The following is a 23,447-nucleotide window of genomic DNA, read 5'->3' as shown; positions in this document are numbered from 1 at the left end:
TCAGGCGAGCGGTGTGGCATCTCATCCCCCATGAAAGGAAAAACAAGCATGTCGAAGAATATCAAGGCAGTACCCACCCACGAGTACGACGCTGTCATCGCCACAGCCAATCAGTACGTGGAAGGTCTGCGTACCGGTAATGCTCAAAGCGTTGCACAAGCCTTCCATCAAGACGCAGTGATGTATGGGTTCACCAATGGCGAGTTGCTCGGCGGCCCGATCAACAAGCTGTTTGATTTCGTTGCGAAGAACGGCGGCGCACCCCAAATCACCACTCGCCTTGACGTATTGGCAATTACGCCGAGCACCGCAGTAGTACGTGTCGATATGGAAAACGATGCGATTGGCGCCGATTACAACGACTACCTGACACTGATCAAAATTGAGGGTGTCTGGAAGGTGATTGCCAAGGTGTATCACCAGTTCGACGCGTAAGCATCAACCGATCCCGGCACCCCTGATGTCGGGATCGCCGGGCTGTCTATTCAAAGGGTCATACGATGCCAATGGTTGAATTCTCCGCTGTTTTGAACGCCGTGCACAACGCGCCTGAAGCGTGATGAAGAAGTTTGGTGAGACCCAGCAATGGCACCCTGCGATTGTCAAAAGCAGCCTCGAAGACGGCGAGTCCGATGGGGCTGTTGGGTGTCTGCTTGCTCAGTGTCGATGAGTCCAACGGTAGGCCCTTAAAAATAATGAACCCTGCCTGCGCCTGTGCACCCAAAGTTACATAACCTGGAGGTGCATCATGCAAACCACTTACTTCTGGATAGGCCTGGCAGTGATCCTCGTACTGCTTGATGCGTGGATCATCAACAGCATCTGGCGCAGCGATAACGCCTCGGCGAGCAAGGCAGGCTGGAGTGCGGTAGTCGTGGTCCTGCCGTTCCTGGGCGCCGCAATATGGGCGATTGCCGGCCCAAGGGGTGTCACCAAGGGGCCGTCTTCTCCCGAGCACAGCAAGGGCTGAGTCCGGGCCGCGCTATGAACAACCCAGGCCCCGACGACTTACAGAGCCGCAACTACCCGGTACCGGAAGATATGGCCTTGCAGCGCAAGGTCTGGCGCTTTGAGCGGGTGGGTTGGTACGCGCTGCTGGTGCTGATGGGGCTGAGCCTGGCGGGCCTGTTTTCCAGCGGGCCGCTGAGCACTCGCGAAGTGCGCAGTGCCGATGGGCAGTTGCGCGTGGAGTACCAACGCTTTTTACGCAATGGCGCCTCCGATGGGCTGGTGATTCATGTGCAAGGCAAGGCGCAACAACCCCTGGAGGTCGAGCTGAGCGGTGAGCTGCTGCGCGGTTTCAATATCGAGACGCTCCAGCCGCAGCCGCTCAAGGCCAGGGCGGCCGGGGAGGGTGTAAGCGTCTGGATGCTGAGTGACAGCGCCGGCCAGGCCGTGTTGTACCTGACCTTGCGCAGCGACACGGTGGGCAGCGTGGATACCCAGGTGTCGCGACCAACAGGGGCGTCCGTGCGCTTCTCTCAGTTCATCTACCCTTGACCGTCAGCCCAAACCCTAACGGCGTGAGCGGCACAGTTTTTCGATCAAGGAGATCAACGAATCATGGCCCACGGGCTTGCTGACATGCGCATTAAAGCCTGATTCAGTCGCCTTTTTCTGGTCATTGCCTGCGCCGTAGCCGGTCAATGCAATGGCGGGAGCCTGTCGAAGGTGGCCTACTTTACGCAGCTTATGCATCAGCTCATGGCCATTCATTTTAGGCATGCCGATGTCCGAAATAATCACGTCGTACTGGGCATCCCGGGCTGTTTCAAGTGCGCTTAACGGGTCGCTGAAGGCGCTCACTTGGGCGCCTTCCATTTCCAGCAGCATGTTCAGCACCTCAAGGACTTCGGCTGAATCATCGACCAGTAACACCTTGAGGCCATTGAGGCGCTGATCTTCGTTCTGGGTAGCGCCGCTATCCAGCAGATGATCCTGCTGTTCGCACAGCGGCAACCAGATCGAAAAGGTGCAACCGAAGCCCAACCCTCGCGAATGCACGCTCACCGAACCGCCGTGGGCCTCCACCAGCTGCCGCACCAACGACAAGCCAATCCCCAGGCCTTCGCGATGGTGAGTCTGGTGCTGGTTTTCCGCTTGCCCGAACAGGTCGAAGATTTCTTCCAGGCTTTCTTGGGCCAGGCCCGCGCCGCTGTCGATGACGTCCAGTTGCGCGCGCCCGTCCGAGCGGCTGACCACCAACTGCACCTGGCCGTCTTCGGGGGTGAATTTCAGGGCGTTGTTGACCAGGTTCCAGATCACTTGCTCGATGCGCGTGGGGTCTACGTCAACGATCAACGGGCCCGGCACCGAAGGTGTCTGAAGGCTGACCTGGCGACGATGACCGTCGGCAAGGACCACGCTGTGAATGTCCTTGAGGGTGCGAATCAGGTCGATCGGTTGCTTTTTCAGCTTCAGTTTGCCCGTGCGAACCCGGGCGACATCCAGCAGGTCGTCAATGATCCGCGCCTGGCTGGACACCGCTTCGCAGATGGTATTGACCGCCTTGATGGCCGGGCCCGCGACCTTGGTGGCTGGCAAGCGCCGCAACAGTTCGGCGTTCAGCTGGATCAGGTTCAACGGATGCTTGAGTTCGTGGGACATCACCGCGAAGAACTCATCCTTGAGATGGCTTTTGGTCTGGGTTTCCTTCAAGCGCTGATTCTGTTCGTCCTGGGTGCGTTTGTGGCCGGTAAGGTCGCGGGCAATCTTGACGTAGCCGCGCAAACTATTGCTCTTGAGCTGGGTGACCTCGCCGCTGCAATAGAAGCGGCTGCCGTCCTTGCGCACATGCCAGCGTTCATCTTCGCCACGCCCATGTTCCCGGGCGGTGCGCAGTTCGCTCTCCGGCACGCCAGCGGAGCGGTCTTCCGGGGAGAAAATCAGGTCGTAGTAAGCGCCCAGCACCTCGTCCTTGGTGTAGCCGAAGATCAGTTCGGCACCGGTGTTCCAGTCGGTGATGGCGCCATGGTCATCGAGGATGATGATGGCAAAGTCATGGGTGCTCTCGGCAACCAGGCGCATGCGCTCCTCACCCAGGCGCAGTTCCTCTTCGGCCTGGCGCCGCTTGGTGATATCAATGAAAGTCAGCACGGTGCCATCAATGTGGTCTTCGCTGGAGCGGTAAGGCAGTAACCGCGCAATGTACCAGCGGTCGTCGTTGCTGCTGATCTCCCGCTCGATCATGCTCAGGGACTCAAACACGGTGGTGGCGTCTTCGGTCATTTGCGGGTAATTGAGGCGGTGGGTGATGTCCAGCAACGAGCGCCCGGTGTCTACCGGCAGCATGCTGAAAATATCCGTGGCCCGTGGCGTGAACCAACGGATGCGCATGTTGCGGTCGACGAAGACCGTGGCGATATCGGTGGACGCGATCAGGTTGGTCAGGTAATCGTTGACCTTATCCGTCTCTTCCACCTTGGTCTTGAGCTCAAAATTGACGGTCAGCAATTCTTCGTTGATCGACTGCAGTTCTTCTTTGCTGGTTTCCAACTCCTCGGTGGCCGAGCGCAGTTCTTCGTTGACGGCCTGCATTTCTTCGTTGGAGGCCTTGAGTTCCTCGCTGGAGACTTCCGCCTGTTCGATGGTGTCCTGCAGGTGCAACTTGGTGCGTTGCAGCTCGCGCTCCAGGTTGCTCATGATCGCGTTTTCGGCCTGGGTGACGGTGTCGATGTCGGGCAGCAACGGGTCGACGGCGGTTTCCTGGAAGATCACCAGCACGTAGTCGTTTTCGGTCGCTTCATCTCGGTAGGGGCGGGCGCTGATGTCCACCAGGAAGGGGCCTTGCTCGCGTTGGATGCGGATCTTGCGCGAAGACACCGGGCTATTCGATTGCTGGACCTGAAACAAGGTGGTGCGGATATCGAGGCGTAAATCGGGATGCACCAACGTCAGCAGGTTGTGCGTCACCTCGCCGGCCACGTAGCGCAGGAATCGACCTGCGCCTTCGCTCATGTGCAGGATATCGGCCTGCATATTCACGATAACGCTGGGCGGCGCGGCTTTTTCCAGAGCGCGCAGATGGATGTCCGCGAACGAGACCTTGCTGGGCGCCTTGGTTTCAATCGCCAGCGTCGTGGCGCTCGGGCGCAGGTAGCCGCCTCGCGGCATGGTCGGGGCGCGACGCACGGCGGACGAGCCGGCACGCACTCTGAAAATGCGGTTGCGCTTGTCCACCGGTACAAACAGGTCCAGGCAGCCGTCGGCCGACTCCGAGGAGCCGAGGAACAGGTAGCCACCGGGACGCAACGCGAAGTGGAACATTTGCAGGATGTCACGTTGCACTTCGCGATCCAGGTAGATCAACAGGTTGCGGCACACGATCAGGTCGATCTGCGAGAACGGTGGGTCGGCCAACAGGCTGTGTTTGGCGAACAGTACCTTTTCGCGAATTTCCTTGCGCACCCGGTAGTGCTGGTTCTTCTCCTTGGCAAAGTACTGGCGCAACCGTTGAGGCGGTACGTCGGTGATGATCGCTTCGGGGTACACGCCGTTGCGGCCATGGGTAATGGCCCGCTCATCAATATCAGTGGCAAACACCTGCATCTTTGCACCGCTGGCGTCCAGCGCCAGTTGCTCGGCCACCAGCATCGCCAGGCTGTAGGCCTCTTCGCCGGTGGAGCATCCTGCCGACCAGATACGCACTTCCTCACGGTGCGGCACGCTGTCTTCCAGTGACTTCACCAGGTTGGGGATTACGTCTCGCTCAAGCGCTTCGAAGGCCTCGCGGTCGCGAAAGAAGTTGGTCACGCCAATCAGCATGTCGCCCAGCAACGCCTTGGTTTCGTCCGGGTTGGCCTGGAGGAAGTTGTAATAGGTGGCCAGGTCGGGTTGAGCGGTGACCTGCAAGCGCCGCTCGATACGACGTAACACCGTGGCGCGTTTGTAATGCTTGAAGTCATGCCCGGTACTGGCGCGCAACTGGATCAGAATATCCAGCAACAGCTGCTCGGCCACGGCGGCATCGCGTTCGGAGCTGGGTGGGATGGTCTTGATCTCAGGATCGTTGGCGGTGGGCAGCACAATCGACTGGGCATTGCGCCACAGTTCCAGCAGCTTTTGCGGCATTTCCACCACCGGCAGCACCAGATCGACCATCTGGGTTTCGATGGCCGCCAGCGGCATGCCATCGTACTCGGCGTCTTCCGGCGCCTGTACCAGGGTGATACCGCCTTGTTCTTTGATCCGCGACAGCCCCACCGCACCGTCTGAGCCGGTACCAGACAGGATCAGGCAAAACGCGCGTTCTTTATGGGTGTCTGCCAGGTCGCGAAAAAACAGGTCGATGGCAATGTGCGATCCACCTTCGCGCACGGCAGGCGAGACCGCCAGGTAACCATCGTTCATCTTCAAGAGCTGCGCCGGGGAGATGACGTACACGTGATTCTTTTCGATGGGCGTGGCGTCATTGACCTGCGACACCGGTATGCGGGTCGTTTCCTGGATGATCTTGTCTGCCACGCTTTGATGGTCGGGCGAAAGATGCAGGACCACCACGAAGGCCATGCCGCAGTCTTTGGGCATGTGCTCGAAGAACGCTTTCACGGCTTGCAGCCCGCCCGCCGAGGCACCGATACCCACCACCGGGAAATTCAAGTTACTGGGGGTCAGATCTTTGCGTTGCGGAACGTTGGGGGACCGCGGGGGGGCAGACTTCATAAATACCAACCTTGGATAACGGCGCACAGGAAGACGGGTGTAGGGGGAAGAACTTGAACAACGTGGGCGAGGGCTGAACCGACAGTGAAATATAGCTGAAAACCTGCTGCCAACAAAAAAAGCCTTGAAGCCACCCGGTCATTCGACGGACCACTTACTGCCGGTTGAGGCGCGCAACCTGCGGAAGGTTTAATCAAACTGACGAGTGGCCATCGCGGTTGCACGGTTATCCGATTTTCTGAAAATCCGTCTGAACTTCGCTTCCTGGCGAACCCTCGCAAAGAGAAACCCACCCAGGAGACGTTCTGATGAACAGCTACCCAAAACCACCCTTCAACGCCCAGCAACAGCCCGTACCCGGTGAGCAGCGCAAGATGGACCCGATGCCCGATTGCGGTGAGCAGTCATACCAAGGCTCGGGCCGGCTCGCCAATAAAATCGCCTTGGTCACCGGGGCCGACAGCGGCATCGGACGGGCCGTGGCCATTGCCTTCGCACGTGAAGGCGCGGACGTGGCGGTGTCGTATCTGGATGAACATGAAGACGCCAAGGAGACCGCACGCTGGGTCGAGGCGGCGGGTCGTCAATGCCTGTTACTGCCCGGCGACCTGGGCGATGCGGCGCAGTGCACGGCCATCGTCAACGACACCGTGGAGAAGTTCGGCCGCATCGATGTGCTGGTCAACAACGCAGCGTTCCAGATGACCTATCAATCGCTGGAAGACATCCCCGACGAGGACTGGGTGAAAACCTTCAACGTCAACATCACCGCGATGTTTCGCATCTGCAAGGCCGCGCTGCCGCATATGGCCGAGGGCAGTTCGATCATCAACACCAGCTCGGTCAACTCCGATATGCCCAACCCCAGCCTGTTGCCCTATGCGGCCACCAAGGGCGCGATTGCCAACTTCACCGCCGGCCTGGCGCAGATGCTCGGCGAGCGGGGGATTCGCGTCAACAGCGTGGCACCCGGGCCTATCTGGACGCCGTTGATCGTCTCGACGATGACGCCGGACATGGTGAAACACTTTGGCGGCAACACCCCATTGGGACGCCCAGGCCAGCCAGTGGAAGTGGCGCCGATCTATGTGCTGCTGGCGTCGGATGAAGGCAGCTACATCTCCGGCGAACGCTACGGCGTGACGGGTGGCAAGCCGATACTTTGATCAGTGATTGAGGAGGGCGGTATGAGCGAAGCCTCGAAGCACCACGAACCGAATCCTTCTGAGCGCAAGGTGCGCCCGCCGGCGGCTAAGCGAAACGATAAATCGCAGGCACCGGCAGGCGGACAACAGGCAAAGGAGCAAGGCGGTGTTGCTCCCGGAGGGCCTTCGACAGACCCTGAGTCAGGGGCGTGAACGCGAGGGGATATACACTCGGCCTGACATCCTGATGGGTTGTCAGGCCGCTATCGCAGGCTGACGTTATTTGCGCTTGGAACGATGAATTCGCATCCACTCCCGATAGGCCACTGTGCGCTGCGCATCCGCACGTTTCTTCGCCTCGGTAAACCGTGCCCACGTCTGCGCATCGCCGCTGTAGGACTCAATAATCTCGTACGCCAACGCGTCCAATCGATCCGCTTCGAAGAACATCTCGGCGTTTCGCGTGACCTCGTCGTCCCGCCTGTTTGTAGTTGTGTAACCAAGAGTCTGACTGTTCATCCTCTGAGGCCCTCCGCCCATTGAATCTGTGCCGCGCCACTCCAGCGCACCTGGGTAATGCCGTATTTCTCCGCCATCGGTTTGGACACACGCTTGAACGTGTGTTGCCCGAATTTGGGGATCACCGCCACACCAGCGTCACAACTGGCCCAATGCCAAGCCTCGGCATTGTCCATGCGCGGCGCGCGCACGATGAAGGACTTGGGCTCGCCATGCAGCTGGTACTCGATAGTGAATAGGTCGTTGTGTTTCATGAGGCCTCCTTGATACTCATGAACTACAGATATTTGACGTCAAAAATAATTCAAATAAGTTGTCCGACAATTCGATGACTGGGCGCAGGGCATGGATGAAGCCTAATCATCTACCGTAAAGGTGACCCATCCAGGCCCATCGGCCGGGCGTTGCAGTTCGGCGATGACACCGCTGACGGAGGATCCGTCGGGCAAATTGACGGTGATAAAGTTGGGATTGCCAGGCCAATCCATTGGCGTGTCAAAGTCCAGGCGCGCGATGGTCGGTTTACCGCTACTGGTCATTTGAATGTTTTTTGATTCGTTAAGGCGTTCATCTGAGGGTGTTCCAAGATGGCGCGAGGCAGTGATGACACTGGCAATACCTTGGTAGTCGTAAGACATGCTGGGTTACCTCATGTAAAGGGAACAACGAAGATCAAATGTGGGAGCGGGCTTGCTCGCGAAAGCGGTGGATCAGTCACATCAATGTTTAATGGACCGACGCCTTCGCGAGCAAGCCCGCTCCCACAGAGGAGTTGTGCTTGACTGGCTGCTATTCGGGGTTTGCCCCGTTTTCATTTGTGACGAGCCGAATATTTGCGCGCAACGACAACGCCGCCCACTAGCAGCGCTGCGCCTATTGCAACCATCCCATAGGGCGTACGGCGGGTTTGCCGCCAGCCGCCTTCGACACGACGTTCGCCGCTTGCCGGGGTGTAGAGGTTGCCCGTAGAGGTCGCGGCGCGCTGGCTGCGCTCCAGGCCGAGGCGGGTGAGCCAACCGGATAACCGGGCAAAGCCGGGCAGCAAAAAATGCGCGACGCGGGCCACGGTGGCAGCGCTGCCTACCGTGGTGCTGTCCCTCGGTTGCAGCGCACAGGCCACCATCGCTTGCGCGACTTTATGTGGGTCGTAGACCGGTGGCGGTGGCGTCAACTCGTGGCCGGTAAAATTGCCGCCATCGCGAAAGCCCGGTGTGTCCATCACGGCGGGATAGATGTCGCACACATGAATATCCGGGTAGTCAGTCAGCTCGCCGCGCAGTGCCTCAGTCAGGCCGCGCAGGCCGTATTTACTGGCGGAGTAGGCGACGGCATAGGGCTGGGCTACCCAACTGCCCAGCGACAAGGTGTTGATCAGAGTGCCGCGGTGCTGGGCTTTGAAATAGGGCCACGCCACGTGGGCGCCGCGCAGGTACCCGAGCAGGTCGGTTTGCAGCACCTGTTCGTGGGCTTCCAGGGGCGTGTCCTCGAAACTGCCGACGGCGCCTACTCCGGCATTGTTGATCCAGATATCGATGCGGCCATTGCCGAAGGCCGCCGCTTGTTCGGCAAGGGCGCGCATCTGGTCGCCCTGGGTTACATCGGTTTTAACGGCGATGGCCTCGGCGCCACGCGCAGCGCATTCCTCGACGACCTCTCCCAAGGCCTTTTCATCTCGGGCCGCCAATACCAAGCGGGTACTTTGCTCGGCAAAGGCGTGAGCAGCCGCGCGACCAATGCCACTGGAGGCGCCGGTGATCACCACGGTCTTGCCGTGCAGTTTCCCCTTGGCCTGCATGACGCCAGGCGAATCCTCGGGCACGTGGACGGGCACCGGGTGCAGTTGCAAGCGGGTACCGTCAGTCAGTACCAGGGTCAGGTTCTCGAGGGTGCCAGCGACGCGGTCGGGAAATACCGGTTCGCCTGTGGCGTCGAGCTCATCATAGATAAACGTCTGGCCCTCAAGCCATCCGACTGCTGTCATCAGTTCAGGGCCCAGGTAGTACTTTCCGTCCAGGAAAAACCCGCTGAAGTTCGGTGTGCGCTCCAGGTTTTCCACGGCGTATCGCTCGCCAGGCCTCATTCCGGTTGCGGTATCAATCATCATGACATCCTCCTTTGGCTGGTCTTGGGGTAGAGAAGGGCCCGCAAATGATCGTTCAATCCAAATGACTGAATGGCGGTGTCAATGTTGATGGGCCTTCAGGGTCGGGTCGGCGATCTGGATAACCGTGCCCTGGCGCCACGCGTCCGCGCCGGGCGCGATGGGCGGCGCGGGGATATCGGCACGCGTCTTTTTCTTGTCGGCACTGTCGATGCCCAGTCGTTTATCTCGTTCGGCGACCATACGCGGGTCAGCCTGGCCGTCTGCGGTAAACCCCATCATCAACTGAGGCACGCCTAACGGCAGGCGTTTATCCAGATCGGTATGCCAGGTGTGCCAGGTCTTGCCGTAGGTGTGCACCAGCTTCTCCATCAGCGCATGTTCCGCCGCCTCAGGAATGCCCGGCGCGACCAGTTGCCCTGACTTCACTTCATGCACATGGCTATGCCACAACGCCTTTTCAGGCGCGGGCAGCGTGTTGAACTGCGCCTCGCTGATGATGTACTCCACGCCCATCAACTTGGCATCCTTGCGGTTGCCGTCGTAGATCACACACTGGATGACCTCCTCGTTGAGGATTGCGCAGTAGTGATGGGCTTCCATTTGCACATCGGGATGGCCGTTGTAGAAGTGAAAACCGTCCAGGTAGGCGTTCAGGGCATCAATCGGTGGGCGTGATTGCAGCAGGGCGGCGCCGGCTTCCAGCGTTCGGGTCGAAGGCGTTGTCGGCTTCCCAGGTGCCTCGACATTCGAAGGTGAGTTGTTGCCAGCGCAGGCGCTGAGCAGGGACAGCGCAACTGCGGCGGATAGGGATTTTGTCACTCGATGGGTTGGGGTGTCAGTCATGGTCGGCTGCCTCCTGTTGCCGGTGTGGTCACATTCGATGATCTGCTTCAGGGCTGATCCTGTTCTCGTTGGAAAGACGCGCGTACGGGGCGTTCAAAATGCTTTGAGTTGAACACTCACTCATTCATCAGGTCGTTTTTTATAGAGGCGCTGACAGCGCAATTGCTTACCTGCCAGTGAGGTGTTCATCCCATGCACAAGACTGAAAATCGAGCGTCGACGCTGCTTACCCAATTGCTCCGGGCACGCGGGCCGGGCGGTCAGGAAGACGAGGTGCGCGCCATTTGCCTGGAAAGCCTGACGCCGTTGTGCGATGAGGCCTGGGTCGATCGGGCGGGTAATGTGGTGGGTTTGATCAAGGGCAAGCACAACGATGCCGAGCCTGCCGGTGCGGTTAAAGTCATGGCACATATGGATGAAATCGCCATGGTGGTTAAACGCGTCGAGGCGGATGGCACGTTGCGGGTGACGGCGCTGGGTGGGGCCAACCCGGTCAACTTTGGCGTGTGCCCGGTGGATATCCTGGGGGACGCACGCATCCTTCCTGGCGTGCTGTCCTTTGGCTCGATGCACGCCACCAGTAATACGGCACAAGGGGCTGATGTGCTCTCGGGCGATGTGCACTGGAACGACGTTCATGTGATCACGCGATGCACTGCCCAGGCATTGTGCGGGTACGGCATTCGGCCCGGAAGCCGTGTGGTGCTGAGCCGTCATTGGCGTGAGCCCTTCCAAGTGGGCGATGCCATTGCCGCGCATTTTCTGGATGACCGCGCCCCGATTGCTGCCGTTCTGCATACAGCCCAGCTGCTGGCTTCGCGCCGGGAGGCGTTGGCCAGGGATGTCTATCTGGTATTCACCACGCTCGAAGAGGAGTGCAATGCCGGGGCAATGTATGCCGCGTCGACGCTACCCGGCGACACCACCATCGCGGTGGAGGTGGGGCCGGTCATGCAGGAATACGGCACGCGCCTGGCCGTCGACCCGATCATCAATACGGGGGACCAGAAAGGCTATTACACCCGGGCGGTGGTCAACGACCTGGCGGCTGCCGCAGAGCGCTGCGGCTACAGCCCCCAATATGCGCTGTTGGTGGATTTCGCTTCGGATGCCAGTGCGGTCATGAGTAACGGGACCTGCGCCCGCGCCGGCTGCCTGGCCATTCCAACGGAAAATACCCATGGTTATGAATTGATTCTGGATGGGGCGGTGCAGGCCTGTGCCGCGACATTGGCCGAGTACCTTGCAGCCTGATAGACGGTGCAAGGTACGCTGACCGGTGGGGCTCAGATTGGGCCGCTTGGAGAATCTGTCTCCTGCCTGATTTCATCGGCCGCATTGGGTTGCCCCAGCTTGCTGTATTGCTCGCGCAATTTTTGCAACTCACGCGACCCAAGCTTATCCAGGCTTAACGCCGCATTGTGAGCTTCTTTGGTGGCACGAATCAGCTCGTCCAGTTTCAGATGAAGAATATCGTTGTCACGGTTCTGGGTATTCTGGATCAGGAACACCATCAGGAAGGTGATGATGGTAGTGGAGGTGTTGATGATTAACTGCCAGGTGTCGTTGTAATGAAAGTAAGGCCCGGTGAGCGCCCAAACAGCAATCAAGCTGACGGCTGTCAGAAAGGTTTTTGAGCTGCCCGCCTGGTTGGAGAGTTTTTGGCAGAATTTCGCGAACTTCATGGTGCTGTCTCCTGGGGGATGTTCCTCTGTAGACCCCAGCAGAATTTCGAAATTCTTTTTTACAAATCGTTTTTTTTGACAAAAATCAATGAGCAAATCCCTCTTGCACAGGAGCACTCAGCATGTCGGTCGCTGCTTCTATCGTTGAATACCTCAAGCACCATCAGTTGGTCATCACGACGGCGGAGTCGTGTACCGCAGGCAAGATCATCACCTTGCTTTCGCAGGTCGACGGCAGCGGTTCGTGGATCGAAAGCGGGTACGTGGTGTATTCGCCAGAAGCGAAACAGCGGCTGTTGAACGTGCGTCGCTATACCATCGATACCTTCAATCTCACCAGCTGTGAGGTCGCCCAGGAAATGGCCCAAGGCGCGCTGCGCGACAGCCCCGCTGATGTGGCGGTCGCCACCACTGGCCTGCTGGGGCCGGATGGAATTGATGGCATTCCCCCAGGCACTGTCTGTTTTGCCTGGGCCTATCGAAACGGCGGGGCACTGAGTGTGTTCAGTCGCAAGGAACGCTTTATGGGTTCTCGTGAGCAGGTGCAGTTGGCCGCGTCTCTTCATGCATTGAAATGGCTGCCGCATTTTCACCAACGGGCGATGGCCGGTGAACGCGCCTAATGCTGCCAAGTGCGCGCGTTTACGGCTGCGGTTCGATGTCCATCAGCAAGTCGCCGTTGGTCAAGGATTCAGCCTCCTGCACCACGCCACGATAGGCCTGACCATTCCATTCAAAGCTAATCCAGTGGGCCTTCGGCAATAGCTTTGGCCATGGCGGTGCAAGCCGCAACTGCACGCCGGGCGCAGTGCGCACAAGTTGCCCCATGCATTCGCTGGCGAGCGTGTTCACACCGAACAGCGTGTCATGCAGGTATTGAATGTTGACCGGTTGCAGCGTTGCGTCAGTAGCGTCTGGCATATCTGTTACCCCACCGATGACAGCCAGAAAGACTGTCTGGCGATGACCATTTCTTCACGTATTTCCCGCACAAGCCGGTTGATCCCCGAAACACCGTGGTAGTGGGCGCGGTTGATGTTGGCGATGGTGAATTGGTCCATACCGTGCGCCGTTACAGTGACTGAAAGGCTGCCGTCCGGGTTGAGCGCGCACTTGACCGCGCACTTGGGAAGGCGAGCGGACAGGGCCGTTTCGATTTCGGCTTTCGTTAACGTATCCATGAGTTCACCGCATAAAGGACTCAGCGCGGTAAGGCTAGCTCATAATGACGGGGCGTAAATACTGGCAAGGTGATAGCTTTGTAAGAAGGGTCGTCCACAACTTTGCGTCGAAAGCCTCTACTTGAAACTTGGGCTGAAGGTTCGCTCGTTGTTAAATCAAGCGGGCAGGATGAGGGGGGATTATAAGGTGTAGCCTGTTCAAACTATTGGGTTTGAAGGGGCAGCCAGGCTGCCCCTCCCACCGTTACTCAAGAACCCGACTTCCGACCGCCGCCATGGCTGTGCTGCCCACCTTTACGGCCGGCTTCCGAGGCTTTTTCACGGTCGTTGGCGAAGTTGCCGCCCGACGCCTGGCCGCCTTTTTTACCGGCTTCGGAGGCTTTTTCGCGATCATTGGCAAAGTTGCCCGGGTTTTTATTACCTGTAGTCATGATAGTTCTCCAGTCGCTAAGTTTGCGTTTCGTTAGTTGGCCGTTTCGCAACGGACACTTATTCCGATATTGGCTTTTTGAAAAATGTTTTACCGATTTTTCTAACCGGCGACGAACGGTAATTTGGTTGAAAAAAGTTATACAAAGATGCGGTTGATGCGCCGCTTCGTATAACTTTTATTGCCGGCCAGCGCTTTGATATTAATCAGATCGAAACGGCTGGTTTAGTTAGCGGTCCTGCCATTCGTCTTTTTCGTCGCACTCTAAAAAAGGGTGTGGTTCCAACGAGGTTCCTAACCTGTGAACGGGAGCTTTTCAGCCATGAAACACAACCCATCCAACCCACAGTACCGGCCGCTCGAGCATCCAGACGCACCCAATGAAGACGGTTGCGTCATCGGCACTGCCGGGCGCGACGAAGACCCCAACGCGACTACCGATTGGGACCATCCCGACAGCGCCGCAACACCCGCTGACGCCACCATCAAACCCGCCAGCGGTACGCCCGGCATCGACGCCGTGCCCGAGTCGGAAAACCACGGCGCCAATTGAGAGAACTGCGCTACAAGTGCCGTTTCGCTTGGCCTGCAGCGCATTACCGCTGGTCGTGAGGCGCCGGTTTATTTTGAAATTTTCCACGCGCAGGCCACTTCCCATGCAAGGTAGGCGCGCATTCCAGCAGGGCGCCTTTTTCCGTAAGCCTGAGGAGATTTGTTCATGTTTCTACATAACAAGCGACTTCAATACACCGTGCGTGTCGCCGAGCCCAACCCGGGCCTGGCTAACCTTTTGCTCGAACAGTTTGGCGGCGCTCAAGGTGAGTTGGCCGCCGCGTCCCGTTACTTCACCCAAGCCTTGGCGGAAGACGACCCGGGGCGCAAAGATTTGCTGATGGACATCGCCACCGAAGAACTCAGCCATCTGGAGATCGTCGGCTCCATCATTGTCATGCTCAACAAGGGCGCCAAGGGGCGAATGGCCGAAGGCGTGGAAGAGGAGGGCGAGTTGTATCGTGCCCTCAATGGCGCCGGCAATGACTCGCATATCACCAGCCTGCTGTACGGGGCGGGTTCGCCTTTGACCAACTCTGCCGGCGTGCCGTGGACCGCCGCCTACATCGACACTATTGGTGAACCCACCGCAGACATGCGCTCGAATATCGCCGCCGAAGCCCGGGCCAAAATTGTCTATGAGCGGTTGATGAACGTCACCGATGACCCGGGTGTAAAAGATGCGCTGGGGTTTTTGATGACGCGGGAAATCGCTCACCAGATATCCTTCGAAAAAGCGCTGCATGCGATCCAGCCGAATTTTCCCCAGGGCAAGTTGCCGGGCAAACCGGAGTTCACCCAGGTGTACTTCAACATGTCCCAAGGCGCGGAGAACCTGCGCGGGCCCTGGAACCAGGGTGACGGTTGGGAGTTTGTGGAAAACCCACAACCGGCGGTCGATGGCGGTGACGGCACCGCCAGCGTGCAGTTGGACGCCGACGATGAAGCGGTGCTGAGCGCGATGAAAATCCGCACGCTCTCGGACCCCACCAGCGACCCCACCACCGGCGCTGACCTGGGGGCGGGCCTCAAGCCCAAGCCCGACCTTTGATTGAGAACAGCCGCACGCTGAAGGGCGTGCGGTGCTTTCGACTTTCTTGACGAGGACAACGACATGGCAACCCCACAGGAAAACCTGCTCGACTGGCTACGTGATGCCCATGCGATGGAGCAACAGGCCGAGAAAATGCTCAAGGCACAGTCCGAGCGCCTGGAGAATTACCCCCAACTAAAGGCGCGAATCGACGAGCACATTGAGGAAACCCTTGGGCAGCAGCAACTGATTGACGAATGCCTGACGCGTTTGGGAGGCAGTGCCTCGACCCTTAAAGACGTGGGCGGCAAGCTGATGGCTTTCGGTCAGGCGGTCGGTGGCTCGCTGATGAGTGACGAGGTGATCAAGGGCGCGATGGCCGGCTACGTGTTTGAAAATATGGAAGTGGCCAGCTACACGGTGCTCATCGCGGCCGCGAAGGCAGCGGGTGATGCCGAGACACAAGCGGCGTGCGAAAAGATTCTACCCCAGGAAGTCGCCATGGCTCAGTGGTTGCTCGCGCACTTGCCAGAGCTTACGCAAGCGTTTTTGCAACGCTCTGAGGCGCCTGACACACAAGCCAAGCGTTAAAGACACGTGCGGTGCCCTTGGGGGGCGCCGCGTCCGCTCGGCACAAGATGGCACTGCGCAGCGTTTTCACGGTCCATGGAACACGTACCACGTATCTGGAGGTGAACCTTGGCGACAAAGAAGAAGCCTGTGGTCGACGGTATGGAATTGGCAATGCTGTCTGCCAGCCGCAAAGACCTGTTCTTTGCGGCCATGCAAGCCAGCCACAGTGCAATGATCGTGACCGACCCCGCGGGGCCTGATAACCCGATCATCTTTGCCAACCAGGCGTTCCTGACCCTGACAGGCTTTGAACTGGACGAAGTGATCGGACGTAATTGCAGGTTCCTGCAGGGGCCTCAAACCGACAAAAACGCGCTGCACCAAGTGCAGCGCGCGGTTGAGCAGCACCATGAGGCCTGTGTCGAGGTGCTCAATTACCGCAAGGATGGCTCGACCTTCTGGAACGAGCTGTTCATTTCGCCGTTGTTCAACGAACGTGGGCAACTGGTGTATTTTTTCGCATCGCAGCTGGACGTGAGCCGGCGCCACGACGCAGAACAGCGCGTGCGTCGCGCGCAAGACCTGGAAGCGCTGGGGCAACTGACCGGTGGCATTGCCCATGACTTCAATAACCTGCTGCAAGTGATGATGGGTTATCTGGACTTGATCCAGCAGAGCGCCAAGCGCCCCGGTAGCGATCCGCAGCGCATCGTCAACAGTGCCAGCCGTGCCAGGGCAGCGGCGGAAAAAGCTCAGACCCTGACCCAGCAGTTGCTGGCGTTTTCGCGCAAGCAACGGCTCGACAGTCGGGTGATCAACTTGAACAGCTTGCTCAGCCGCCCCGAATTCATGGCACGTGCGCTGCAGGGCGTCGAGTTGCATGTAGAACTTGCCGACGATTTGTGGAACTGCCGCATCGACCCTGTCCAGGCGGAGCTGGCAGTGCAGCACCTGTTATCGAATGCCCAGGATGCTTTGCGCGGGCGTGCGGACCCAGCGGTAACCGTCCAGACCTGCAACGTCCAGGTACCGGGCGATGTCGGTGCCGAGCGTGATGGGTTGACCGAGGGCTGTTACGTGAGCATTTCGGTCTCGGATAACGGCAACGGCATCGACGCAGGTATTCAGGACAAAGTCATGCAGCCGTTCTTCACCACCAAGGAAGAAGGCCAGGGCTCAGGCCTGGGGTTGTCGATGGTGTATGGCTTCGTCAAGCAATCGGGCGGCACGGCGCGGATTCATTCAGACCCGGGCATCGGTACGACGATTCGCTTGTACTTTCCTGCAGATGACAGCCAGCTGTGGGTCGAGCAGACACCCACAGCCATCTCACCGCAAGGTAACGAACGCATCCTGATTGTAGAGGACCGGCCCGAGGTGGCCGAGTTGGCGCAGGTGATCCTGTCTGACTACGGTTACCACACGGACATCGCCCTCAATGCCGCCGAGGCATTGGGCATGCTCAAACAGGCGACGTATGACTTGGTGTTCAGTGACTTGATCATGCCCGGCGCGATGAATGGCGCGGCGTTGGCGCGGGAGGTGTCGCGCTTGTATCCGCACATCAGGATCTTGCTGACTACCGGCTATGCGAAAGACGCGTTGGCCCGCGCGGAGATAGAGGTGCATGAGTTCGAGTTGATTCCCAAGCCGTATCAGCCTGCTGATTTGCCGCGCAAAATCCGGGCGGTGCTCGATGCCTGATCGAGCAGGCCAATGCGCTCAAAATGTGGGAGCTGGCTTGCCCGCGAAGGCGGTGTGTCCGTCACTGCATCTGTTACAACACGACCGCTTTCGCAGGCAAGCCAGCTCCCACAGTTGATCTTCGTTGCTTTGAGCATTGCATTCCACGGGTGCCCGCCCGCAGAGCTACCTCAGCACCGCCAACGCCAGGTTAAGGGCCAGCACCAGCACAATTGAAAACCCGAATATCCTGCGCGCCCAGCCGGTCGGATCAGTCAGCCGTGTACTGCTGGCCGCCAGGTTGAGCCAATACCCCCCAAGCCCGAGCATCACCACAAAATACAACGCCGCCATCTGCGCCACCGCGCCCAGCATCAGGGCGCTGGCGAGAAAGGCCAGCATGTACGCCTGGATCTGCCGATGGGCTTGGGCCAGGCTCAACAGCGGCAAGCCTGCGGCGCGGAAATCCTCGCGGCGCATCACGGTGATGGCGTGTGAATGCGGCATCTGCCAACAACAGAACACCGCGATCAGCAGCATGGCCGTGAGGTCAAACCGCCCGGTGACCGCGCAATAGCCGATCACCGGCGGCATCGCCCCGGAGACGCTGCCGATCAAGGTGGCCCAGTAGGAACGCCGCTTGAGCCAGTAGGTGTAGACCCCCGCATAGATCACCAGCCCGACCATTGCCAGCCCACACGCCAGCGCATTGCTGCCGGCCCACAGCAAGCCAAAACCGCAGGCGCCCAGGACGATCCCATAGCCTGCGGCAGTGGACACCCTGATGGTGCGCAATGCCAATGGCCGATGACAGGTGCGCACCATGCGCCGGTCGATGTCGCGGTCAATGCAGTTGTTGATGACACAACCGCACCCGATCACCAGGGCGGTGCCGAGCAGGGTGGCCAGCCCGTGCGTCACCGAGGCCACATGCCCGCTGGCGGCAAGCAGGTAACCGCCCAGCACCGAGGCCAGGTTACCGACAATAATGCCCGGCTTGGTGAGCTCGATGGCGGTATTGAACAGCCCCCGCCAGTGTTTCAGTGCGCCAGCATGTTGTGATGAATACTGTCCATGATCCATAGCGAAAGCCCCACCAACAGAAGAATGATGATCGCCGAGAAAATCAGCGCAATCAGGTTCCAGCGTTGTTCTTCGGCCGTGTCCAGATGCAGGAAGAACTTGAGGTGGACCACGATTTGTATCGCGCCCAGCGCCACTACCAACCAGGCGGTGACGGTGCGCGGCAGTGACGGGAACATCACCAGGCCGAACGGAATCAGGGTGAGCAGTACTGACACCAGGAACCCGACCAGATAGGAGCGACTGCTGCCATGGCTGGTACCGGCACTGCTGTGAAGCGAGCTTTGCTTGTACATGTCACACCACCCCCAACAGATAGACCACGGTAAAGACGCAGATCCACACCACGTCCAAAAAGTGCCAGAACAGGCTCAGGCAACTGAGCCGGGTGGCGTTGGTGCTGGTCAGGCCGCGTTGCTTGACCTGGACCATCAGCACCGCCATCCAGATCAACCCGGTGAACACGTGCGCGCCGTGGGTGCCGACGAGGGTGAAGAAGGCCGTCAGGAAGCCGCTGCGGTCCGGCCCGTAGCCTTCTGCGATCAAGTGGTGGAATTCGTTGATCTCCATGGCGATGAAGCCCGCGCCCAACACGAACGTGAGCCCCAGCCAGCGCAGCACATCGCGTTGCTTGCCGTGGTTCATGGCGAGCATGGCGTAGCCGTAGGTGATACTGCTCAACAGCAGCAGCATGGTTTCGGCGAGCACATAGGGCAGTTCGAAAATATCCATGCTCGACGGCCCGCCCGCCACGCTGTCGCGCAACACGGCGTAGCCGGCGAACAAGGTCGCGAACAGGATGCAGTCGGTCATCAGGTAGATCCAGAACCCGAACAGGCTCAGGGAACCGGCGTCTTCATGCCCTTGTTCGTGGGTGTGGGCGATGTCTTTTTCCATAACGATATTGGACATGGGTCAAGCCTCTGCCAGGTCTTTGAGACGTGCCGTTTCGATGCGCGCGACTTCCTGCGCGGGCACGAAGTAATCGGTGTCTTCGTCGTAGCTGCGCACCACGAACGCCACCACCGAGGCCACCAGGCCGAACGCCGCCATCCACCAGATGTGCCACACCAACGCAAAGCTGCAGACCAGCGCAAACAGGCTGATCACCAGGCCCGACGCGGTATTGCGCGGCATGTGGATGCTGCGATAGTCGGTGTGGCTGAGGGTGCTGACGCCGCGCTCCTTCATGCCCCAGTACGCGTCCAGGTCATTGACCTTGGGCTGCTCGGCGAAGTTGTACAGCGGCGGCGGGGACGCGGTGGCCCATTCCAGGGTGCGCCCGTCCCACGGGTCGCCGGTGAGGTCGCGGTATTGATGACGGTTGCGGATGCTGACAAACAATTGCAAGGCTTGCGCCGCCACGCCGCAGAGGATGATTGCCACCCCCACCAACTCCAGCAGCAGCCAGGGCCGCCATTCGGGGTTGTCGAAATGATTGAGTCGGCGCGTCATGCCCATGAAACCCAGCACGTAGGAGGGCATGAACGCGAAGTAAAAGCCCACCAGCCAGCACCAGAAAGCGATGCGCCCCAGCTTGTCGTTCAAGCGGAAACCGAACGCTTTGGGGAACCAATACGTCAGGCCGGCCATATAGCCGAACACCGCGCCGCCGATGATCACGTTGTGAAAGTGCGCGATCAGGAACAGGCTGTTGTGCAGCAGGAAATCGGCCCCCGGCACCGCCAGCAGCACCCCGGTCATGCCGCCGATGCTGAAGGTCACGATAAAGCCCAGGGTCCACAGCATGGGCGTTTCGAAGCGCACGCGGCCGCGGTACATGGTGAACAACCAGGTGAAGATTTTCACCCCGGTCGGCACCGCGATGATCATCGTCATGATGCCGAAGAACGCGTTGACGTTGCCCCCCGCGCCCATGGTGAAAAAGTGATGCAGCCACACGATGAACGACAACACGGTGATCGCGATGGTCGCCCATACCAGCGACACGTAGCCGAACAGCCGCTTGCTGCTGAAGGTGGCGGCAATCTCGGAAAACACCCCGAACGCGGGCAGGATCAGGATGTACACCTCCGGATGCCCCCAGGCCCAGATGAGGTTCACGTACATCATCGGGTTGCCGCCGGCCTCGTTGGTGAAAAAATGCATACCCAGGTAACGGTCCAGGGTCAGCATCAACAGGGTGGCGGTGAGGATCGGGAATGCCGCCAGGATCAGCACCGACGTGCACAGCGCATTCCAGGTGAACACCGGCATCTTGAACAGCGTCATGCCTTCGGTGCGCATCTTCAGGATGGTGACGAAGAAATTCACCCCCGTGAGCAGCGTGCCGATGCCGGATATCTGCAATGACCAGATGTAGTAATCCACGCCGACGCCGGGGCTGTAGCCCAGCTCGGATAACGGCGGATACGCGACCCAGCCGGTGCGCGCGAACTCACCGACCCCCAGCGAAATGTTCACCAGCGCCGCACCCACCACGAACAGCCAGAAACTCAGGGCGTTGAGAAACGGATAGGCCACATCCCGAGCGCCGATCTGCAACGGCACGACGATGTTCATCAAGCCGACCACGAAGGGCATGGCCATGAAGAAGATCATGATCACGCCGTGGGCGGTGAAGATCTGGTCGTAATGTTCCGGCGGCAGGTAACCCGGCCCGCCGCTGGCGGCCATGGCTTGTTGGGTGCGCATCATGATCGCATCAGAAAACCCACGCAGCAGCATCACCAGGGCGACGATGATGTACATGCAACCGATCTTCTTGTGGTCCACCGAGGTGAACCATTCGCGCCACAAATAGCCCCACTTGCGTTTCCAGGTAATCGAGCCCACCAACGCCACCCCGATCAGGCCGACGATGGCCAGGGTGTACATCACAATGGGTTCAGTGGTTGGGATCGCGTCCCACGACAGTTTTCCGAACATGGTTACCGCTCCTCAGCCAGCAGACTTGGGTGTTGATCGGTGCGTTGTGCAGCGTCGCTCAATGGCGAGCGCCGGGGTTTATTGGCCTTGTTCATGCCTTCGTATTTATCGACGATGTCCAGGAACAAGCGCTCCTGTACCGCCGAGTAATAGGTCACCGGGTGCTTGAGGGTCGGCTTGGCCAATTGCGCGTAAGTGCTGTGGTCCAGAGAGGTGGCCGCGCCCTTGACCTTTGTCACCCAGGTTTGAAAGTCGGCAGTGCTCAGGGACAGCGTGGTGAAATGCATGTCGGAAAAACCGGGGCCGTTGTAGTTGGCGGCAATCCCTCTGAACTCACCGGTTTCGTTGGCGATCAGGTGCAACTTGGTCTGCATGCCGGCCATGGCGTAGATCTGCCCGCCGAGTGCGGGAATAAAGAACGAGGTCATGGCCGCGTCGGAGGTGACGGTGAAACTCACCGGCGTGTGTACCGGCAGGGCCAGTTCGTTGACGCTGGCGATGCCCAGGTCAGGGTAGATAAACAGCCATTTCCAGTCGGTGGCCACCACCTGCACATTGATCGGCGGGGTGTCTGACTCCAGCGGGCGATAGGGGTCGAGTGCGTGGGTGGTCTCCCACGTCACCCACCCCAGGACGATGATGATCAGCAGGGGAACGCCCCATACCACCGCTTCGATTTTGTGCGAACTGGCCCAGCGGGGGGAGTAACGCGCTTTTTTATTGGTGGCGCGGTAGCGGTAGGCGAAGACAAACATCATCACAATCACCGGAACGACCACCAGCAGCATCAGGCCCGTAGCGAGAATAATCAGGTCGCGCTCATCGGTTGCTACTTGCCCCTTGGGGTTGAATACCACCAGGTTGCAACTGGTGAGTAAGAAGAGGCTGGTGATAGTGACCAGGCAATAACCCATCGCTCGTTTCATGCCTTGCTCCTGTATTGGAAACTTGCGTTTTGCTGTGCCGAATCAGTGCTCAAGCGTTAACTAAGCGAAGCGCTTGTTAACCTCAGGAGCCGTCAGGTGTTAAACACTCGGCAATAAGGTGCCGTCAGTAGGAAAAGTGCTTCTACTGCTCGGTTTTATTGGCTTTTGCTGCCGCTCTGCAGGGCGCATTTCGCCGCGCTCCCGAACATTTTGAATAGAGCCCGGTGGGTTGGTTTAACAATTTGTTTCCTCGCCTGACGAACGGTTTAACAGGCGAAACGGTAAAAGGTTTTTATCGGTGCATGATGGAGCTGGCCTTGAAGAAAGTCTGAATTCTGGTTAGGGATTTCAGTCGTTAGTTGATGGCCAACCCCACTAACGGTTTTGGAGAAGCGCTATGTTTATACGTGGCAACACCTATAAAGCCTGGGTCTCAAAAGCACTGAAAGAAAAATGCTTCACCCGGGAAGTCGAAAACGGCTGCCATATCGAAGTCAGGGCCCGAGAGCGGGAGGACGCTGATATTGAAGTGCTGCTCTGCGTTTATACCGCGACGGGGCAATGCGTGGTTGAACGCATCAAGCAGTTGCCGGGTGCCGAATGGACGGTGAATGACGCGCTCAAACGCGGTATTGATCAGGCGGAACGGATTGCCGGAGGTGAGTCCGGCCGACTGCCCTGTGCTGACGCTCACGTGCACGACGACGATTGAGTGGCTCCGCGATCTTGAATGTGGGAGCTGGCTTGCCTGCGATGACGGCCTGACAGCCGGCGCCTATCTTCCTGATCCCAAACGATCCAAATGTGGGAGCGGGCTTGCTCGCGAAGGCAGCCTGACAGCCGACGAGGATTTTGGTCCGACAGGCAAGCTTGGACCTCGGTGCGTCGGTTGGACAAGCGTCGGCTGCCCGGCCGTCACGGGAGCAAGCTCCCTCGCCATAGGGTGTAGCGTGCGGCAAAATAAAAAAGCCCGCACAGAGTGCGGGCAAGACAGGAGTTTTTACCAAGAGCCTGGAGTGAACAGACTCAGTATTAAGAAACAAAAGAAGCATAAGCAGTTTTATTTTTTTAATGCGAGGCCGACGAACGGTAGTGCAACAGCAAGTGCGTGATCGTCGTCATTAAAACATTAAAATTTCT

Annotated in this window: 26 protein-coding genes; 11 read left to right on the top strand and 15 right to left on the bottom strand. The window is 58.9% G+C overall.

Annotation, left to right across the window (positions count from 1 at the left end):
• Positions 1 to 48: 48 nt before the first annotated feature.
• The 3 genes from MHH62_RS05920 to MHH62_RS05910 all read left to right on the top strand — a co-directional run bounded on the left by MHH62_RS05920 (position 49) and on the right by MHH62_RS05910 (position 1,500).
• Positions 49 to 435, top strand: a complete 387-nt coding sequence (locus MHH62_RS05920; RefSeq protein ID WP_014718012.1) for a nuclear transport factor 2 family protein — start codon at positions 49 to 51, stop codon at positions 433 to 435.
• Positions 436 to 748: 313 nt separating this feature from the next.
• The gene (locus MHH62_RS05915; protein ID WP_003190416.1) at positions 749 to 970 is read left to right on the top strand and encodes a PLD nuclease N-terminal domain-containing protein; all 222 of its coding nucleotides are present in this window, start codon (positions 749 to 751) and stop codon (positions 968 to 970) included.
• 14 nt (positions 971 to 984) lie between these two features.
• A complete protein-coding gene (locus MHH62_RS05910) occupies positions 985 to 1,500 on the top strand; it encodes a hypothetical protein (protein WP_019821467.1) in 516 nt (171 codons plus the stop codon).
• A 15-nt stretch (positions 1,501 to 1,515) separates the two neighbouring features.
• Here MHH62_RS05910 and MHH62_RS05905 read toward each other — a convergent pair whose 3' ends face one another.
• Complete coding sequence (locus tag MHH62_RS05905; RefSeq protein ID WP_339232658.1) at positions 1,516 to 5,661, bottom strand: CheR family methyltransferase; 4,146 nt, start codon at positions 5,659 to 5,661, stop codon at positions 1,516 to 1,518.
• 308 nt (positions 5,662 to 5,969) lie between these two features.
• Here MHH62_RS05905 and MHH62_RS05900 point away from each other — a divergent pair, with 308 nt between their 5' ends.
• Positions 5,970 to 6,827: an SDR family oxidoreductase gene (locus MHH62_RS05900; protein ID WP_339232655.1), complete on the top strand. Its 858-nt coding sequence runs from the start codon at positions 5,970 to 5,972 to the stop codon at positions 6,825 to 6,827.
• Between the two features lie 258 nt (positions 6,828 to 7,085).
• Here MHH62_RS05900 and MHH62_RS05895 read toward each other — a convergent pair whose 3' ends face one another.
• From MHH62_RS05895 to MHH62_RS05875, 5 genes are all read right to left on the bottom strand, one after another.
• Complete coding sequence (locus MHH62_RS05895; protein WP_019821471.1) at positions 7,086 to 7,325, bottom strand: hypothetical protein; 240 nt, start codon at positions 7,323 to 7,325, stop codon at positions 7,086 to 7,088.
• Positions 7,322 to 7,579, bottom strand: a complete 258-nt coding sequence (locus MHH62_RS05890; protein ID WP_003190423.1) for a DUF6555 family protein — start codon at positions 7,577 to 7,579, stop codon at positions 7,322 to 7,324. Before MHH62_RS05890 ends, MHH62_RS05895 begins: the two co-directional genes overlap by 4 nt.
• A 102-nt stretch (positions 7,580 to 7,681) precedes the next feature.
• Positions 7,682 to 7,963, bottom strand: coding sequence for a hypothetical protein (locus MHH62_RS05885; protein ID WP_020303208.1), 282 nt, complete (start codon positions 7,961 to 7,963; stop codon positions 7,682 to 7,684).
• A gap of 173 nt (positions 7,964 to 8,136) precedes the next feature.
• A complete protein-coding gene (locus MHH62_RS05880; RefSeq protein WP_032903514.1) occupies positions 8,137 to 9,426 on the bottom strand; it encodes an SDR family oxidoreductase in 1,290 nt (429 codons plus the stop codon).
• An 81-nt stretch (positions 9,427 to 9,507) separates the two neighbouring features.
• A complete protein-coding gene (locus MHH62_RS05875; protein WP_014718018.1) occupies positions 9,508 to 10,272 on the bottom strand; it encodes an OBAP family protein in 765 nt (254 codons plus the stop codon).
• Between the two features lie 192 nt (positions 10,273 to 10,464).
• Here MHH62_RS05875 and MHH62_RS05870 point away from each other — a divergent pair, with 192 nt between their 5' ends.
• Entirely contained in the window at positions 10,465 to 11,526 is a 1,062-nt protein-coding gene (locus tag MHH62_RS05870) for a M28 family peptidase (protein WP_020303210.1), read from the top strand.
• 32 nt (positions 11,527 to 11,558) lie between these two features.
• On the opposite strand, the gene MHH62_RS05865 is transcribed toward MHH62_RS05870, so the two are convergent.
• Positions 11,559 to 11,957 carry a low affinity iron permease family protein gene (locus tag MHH62_RS05865; protein WP_014718020.1) on the bottom strand — a complete coding sequence of 133 codons (399 nt, stop codon included), beginning with the start codon at positions 11,955 to 11,957 and terminating at the stop codon, positions 11,559 to 11,561.
• A 122-nt stretch (positions 11,958 to 12,079) separates the two neighbouring features.
• On the opposite strand from MHH62_RS05865, the gene MHH62_RS05860 reads away from it, so the two are divergent.
• Complete coding sequence (locus tag MHH62_RS05860) at positions 12,080 to 12,580, top strand: CinA family protein (protein ID WP_019821476.1); 501 nt, start codon at positions 12,080 to 12,082, stop codon at positions 12,578 to 12,580.
• Between the two features lie 19 nt (positions 12,581 to 12,599).
• Here MHH62_RS05860 and MHH62_RS05855 read toward each other — a convergent pair whose 3' ends face one another.
• The 3 genes from MHH62_RS05855 to MHH62_RS05845 form a co-directional block, all read right to left on the bottom strand.
• On the bottom strand, positions 12,600 to 12,878 hold the full coding sequence (locus MHH62_RS05855) for a hypothetical protein (protein WP_020303212.1): 279 nt from the start codon (positions 12,876 to 12,878) through the stop codon (positions 12,600 to 12,602).
• Between the two features lie 5 nt (positions 12,879 to 12,883).
• Positions 12,884 to 13,138: a hypothetical protein gene (locus tag MHH62_RS05850; RefSeq protein ID WP_003190434.1), complete on the bottom strand. Its 255-nt coding sequence runs from the start codon at positions 13,136 to 13,138 to the stop codon at positions 12,884 to 12,886.
• A gap of 248 nt (positions 13,139 to 13,386) precedes the next feature.
• Positions 13,387 to 13,569 (bottom strand): general stress protein, encoded by a 183-nt coding sequence (locus MHH62_RS05845; protein WP_003190457.1) that lies wholly within the window; start codon positions 13,567 to 13,569, stop codon positions 13,387 to 13,389.
• A gap of 321 nt (positions 13,570 to 13,890) precedes the next feature.
• Between MHH62_RS05845 and MHH62_RS05840 the strand changes: the two genes are divergently transcribed.
• From MHH62_RS05840 to MHH62_RS05825, 4 genes are all read left to right on the top strand, one after another.
• The gene (locus tag MHH62_RS05840; RefSeq protein ID WP_014718024.1) at positions 13,891 to 14,121 is read left to right on the top strand and encodes a hypothetical protein; all 231 of its coding nucleotides are present in this window, start codon (positions 13,891 to 13,893) and stop codon (positions 14,119 to 14,121) included.
• Positions 14,122 to 14,286: 165 nt separating this feature from the next.
• Entirely contained in the window at positions 14,287 to 15,171 is an 885-nt protein-coding gene (locus MHH62_RS05835; protein ID WP_014718025.1) for a manganese catalase family protein, read from the top strand.
• A 63-nt stretch (positions 15,172 to 15,234) separates the two neighbouring features.
• Positions 15,235 to 15,744, top strand: coding sequence for a DUF892 family protein (locus tag MHH62_RS05830; RefSeq protein WP_133634799.1), 510 nt, complete (start codon positions 15,235 to 15,237; stop codon positions 15,742 to 15,744).
• Positions 15,745 to 15,852: 108 nt separating this feature from the next.
• Positions 15,853 to 17,430, top strand: a complete 1,578-nt coding sequence (locus MHH62_RS05825; protein ID WP_198833484.1) for a histidine kinase famiy protein — start codon at positions 15,853 to 15,855, stop codon at positions 17,428 to 17,430.
• 165 nt (positions 17,431 to 17,595) lie between these two features.
• Here MHH62_RS05825 and cyoE read toward each other — a convergent pair whose 3' ends face one another.
• The 5 genes from cyoE to cyoA are packed head-to-tail and all read right to left on the bottom strand — an operon-like array spanning position 17,596 to position 22,295.
• Positions 17,596 to 18,492, bottom strand: a complete 897-nt coding sequence (cyoE, locus tag MHH62_RS05820) for a heme o synthase (protein ID WP_339232647.1) — start codon at positions 18,490 to 18,492, stop codon at positions 17,596 to 17,598.
• Positions 18,450 to 18,788, bottom strand: coding sequence for a cytochrome o ubiquinol oxidase subunit IV (cyoD, locus tag MHH62_RS05815; protein WP_014718029.1), 339 nt, complete (start codon positions 18,786 to 18,788; stop codon positions 18,450 to 18,452). The genes cyoE and cyoD overlap by 43 nt, the downstream gene beginning before the upstream one ends.
• A 1-nt stretch (position 18,789) precedes the next feature.
• Positions 18,790 to 19,404, bottom strand: coding sequence for a cytochrome o ubiquinol oxidase subunit III (locus MHH62_RS05810; RefSeq protein WP_038449753.1), 615 nt, complete (start codon positions 19,402 to 19,404; stop codon positions 18,790 to 18,792).
• A gap of 3 nt (positions 19,405 to 19,407) precedes the next feature.
• Positions 19,408 to 21,381, bottom strand: a complete 1,974-nt coding sequence (cyoB, locus tag MHH62_RS05805; protein ID WP_014718030.1) for a cytochrome o ubiquinol oxidase subunit I — start codon at positions 21,379 to 21,381, stop codon at positions 19,408 to 19,410.
• 2 nt (positions 21,382 to 21,383) lie between these two features.
• The gene (gene cyoA, locus MHH62_RS05800) at positions 21,384 to 22,295 is read right to left on the bottom strand and encodes a ubiquinol oxidase subunit II (RefSeq protein ID WP_229999504.1); all 912 of its coding nucleotides are present in this window, start codon (positions 22,293 to 22,295) and stop codon (positions 21,384 to 21,386) included.
• A 409-nt stretch (positions 22,296 to 22,704) separates the two neighbouring features.
• Between cyoA and MHH62_RS05795 the strand changes: the two genes are divergently transcribed.
• Positions 22,705 to 23,019: a hypothetical protein gene (locus MHH62_RS05795; RefSeq protein WP_020303217.1), complete on the top strand. Its 315-nt coding sequence runs from the start codon at positions 22,705 to 22,707 to the stop codon at positions 23,017 to 23,019.
• The last annotated feature ends 428 nt before the right edge of the window (positions 23,020 to 23,447 follow it).

Source organism: Pseudomonas sp. FSL L8-0168 (genome assembly GCF_037976155.1).
In the GTDB taxonomy this organism is placed as follows: Bacteria; Pseudomonadota; Gammaproteobacteria; order Pseudomonadales; family Pseudomonadaceae; genus Aquipseudomonas; species Aquipseudomonas paracarnis.
Note: the sequence above shows the minus strand (reverse complement) of the source record. Positions and strands in the feature narration are given on the sequence as shown.

Coding starts and splice junctions, on each gene's coding strand:
- MHH62_RS05920 (WP_014718012.1), top strand. CDS start 49: ATGTCGAAGAATATCAAGGCAGTACCCACCCACGAGTACGACGCTGTC.
- MHH62_RS05915 (WP_003190416.1), top strand. CDS start 749: ATGCAAACCACTTACTTCTGGATAGGCCTGGCAGTGATCCTCGTACTG.
- MHH62_RS05910 (WP_019821467.1), top strand. CDS start 985: ATGAACAACCCAGGCCCCGACGACTTACAGAGCCGCAACTACCCGGTA.
- MHH62_RS05905 (WP_339232658.1), bottom strand. CDS start 5,661: ATGAAGTCTGCCCCCCCGCGGTCCCCCAACGTTCCGCAACGCAAAGAT.
- MHH62_RS05900 (WP_339232655.1), top strand. CDS start 5,970: ATGAACAGCTACCCAAAACCACCCTTCAACGCCCAGCAACAGCCCGTA.
- MHH62_RS05895 (WP_019821471.1), bottom strand. CDS start 7,325: ATGAACAGTCAGACTCTTGGTTACACAACTACAAACAGGCGGGACGAC.
- MHH62_RS05890 (WP_003190423.1), bottom strand. CDS start 7,579: ATGAAACACAACGACCTATTCACTATCGAGTACCAGCTGCATGGCGAG.
- MHH62_RS05885 (WP_020303208.1), bottom strand. CDS start 7,963: ATGTCTTACGACTACCAAGGTATTGCCAGTGTCATCACTGCCTCGCGC.
- MHH62_RS05880 (WP_032903514.1), bottom strand. CDS start 9,426: ATGATTGATACCGCAACCGGAATGAGGCCTGGCGAGCGATACGCCGTG.
- MHH62_RS05875 (WP_014718018.1), bottom strand. CDS start 10,272: ATGACTGACACCCCAACCCATCGAGTGACAAAATCCCTATCCGCCGCA.
- MHH62_RS05870 (WP_020303210.1), top strand. CDS start 10,465: ATGCACAAGACTGAAAATCGAGCGTCGACGCTGCTTACCCAATTGCTC.
- MHH62_RS05865 (WP_014718020.1), bottom strand. CDS start 11,957: ATGAAGTTCGCGAAATTCTGCCAAAAACTCTCCAACCAGGCGGGCAGC.
- MHH62_RS05860 (WP_019821476.1), top strand. CDS start 12,080: ATGTCGGTCGCTGCTTCTATCGTTGAATACCTCAAGCACCATCAGTTG.
- MHH62_RS05855 (WP_020303212.1), bottom strand. CDS start 12,878: ATGCCAGACGCTACTGACGCAACGCTGCAACCGGTCAACATTCAATAC.
- MHH62_RS05850 (WP_003190434.1), bottom strand. CDS start 13,138: ATGGATACGTTAACGAAAGCCGAAATCGAAACGGCCCTGTCCGCTCGC.
- MHH62_RS05845 (WP_003190457.1), bottom strand. CDS start 13,569: ATGACTACAGGTAATAAAAACCCGGGCAACTTTGCCAATGATCGCGAA.
- MHH62_RS05840 (WP_014718024.1), top strand. CDS start 13,891: ATGAAACACAACCCATCCAACCCACAGTACCGGCCGCTCGAGCATCCA.
- MHH62_RS05835 (WP_014718025.1), top strand. CDS start 14,287: ATGTTTCTACATAACAAGCGACTTCAATACACCGTGCGTGTCGCCGAG.
- MHH62_RS05830 (WP_133634799.1), top strand. CDS start 15,235: ATGGCAACCCCACAGGAAAACCTGCTCGACTGGCTACGTGATGCCCAT.
- cyoE (WP_339232647.1), bottom strand. CDS start 18,492: ATGGATCATGGACAGTATTCATCACAACATGCTGGCGCACTGAAACAC.
- cyoD (WP_014718029.1), bottom strand. CDS start 18,788: ATGTACAAGCAAAGCTCGCTTCACAGCAGTGCCGGTACCAGCCATGGC.
- MHH62_RS05810 (WP_038449753.1), bottom strand. CDS start 19,404: ATGTCCAATATCGTTATGGAAAAAGACATCGCCCACACCCACGAACAA.
- cyoB (WP_014718030.1), bottom strand. CDS start 21,381: ATGTTCGGAAAACTGTCGTGGGACGCGATCCCAACCACTGAACCCATT.
- cyoA (WP_229999504.1), bottom strand. CDS start 22,295: ATGGGTTATTGCCTGGTCACTATCACCAGCCTCTTCTTACTCACCAGT.
- MHH62_RS05795 (WP_020303217.1), top strand. CDS start 22,705: ATGTTTATACGTGGCAACACCTATAAAGCCTGGGTCTCAAAAGCACTG.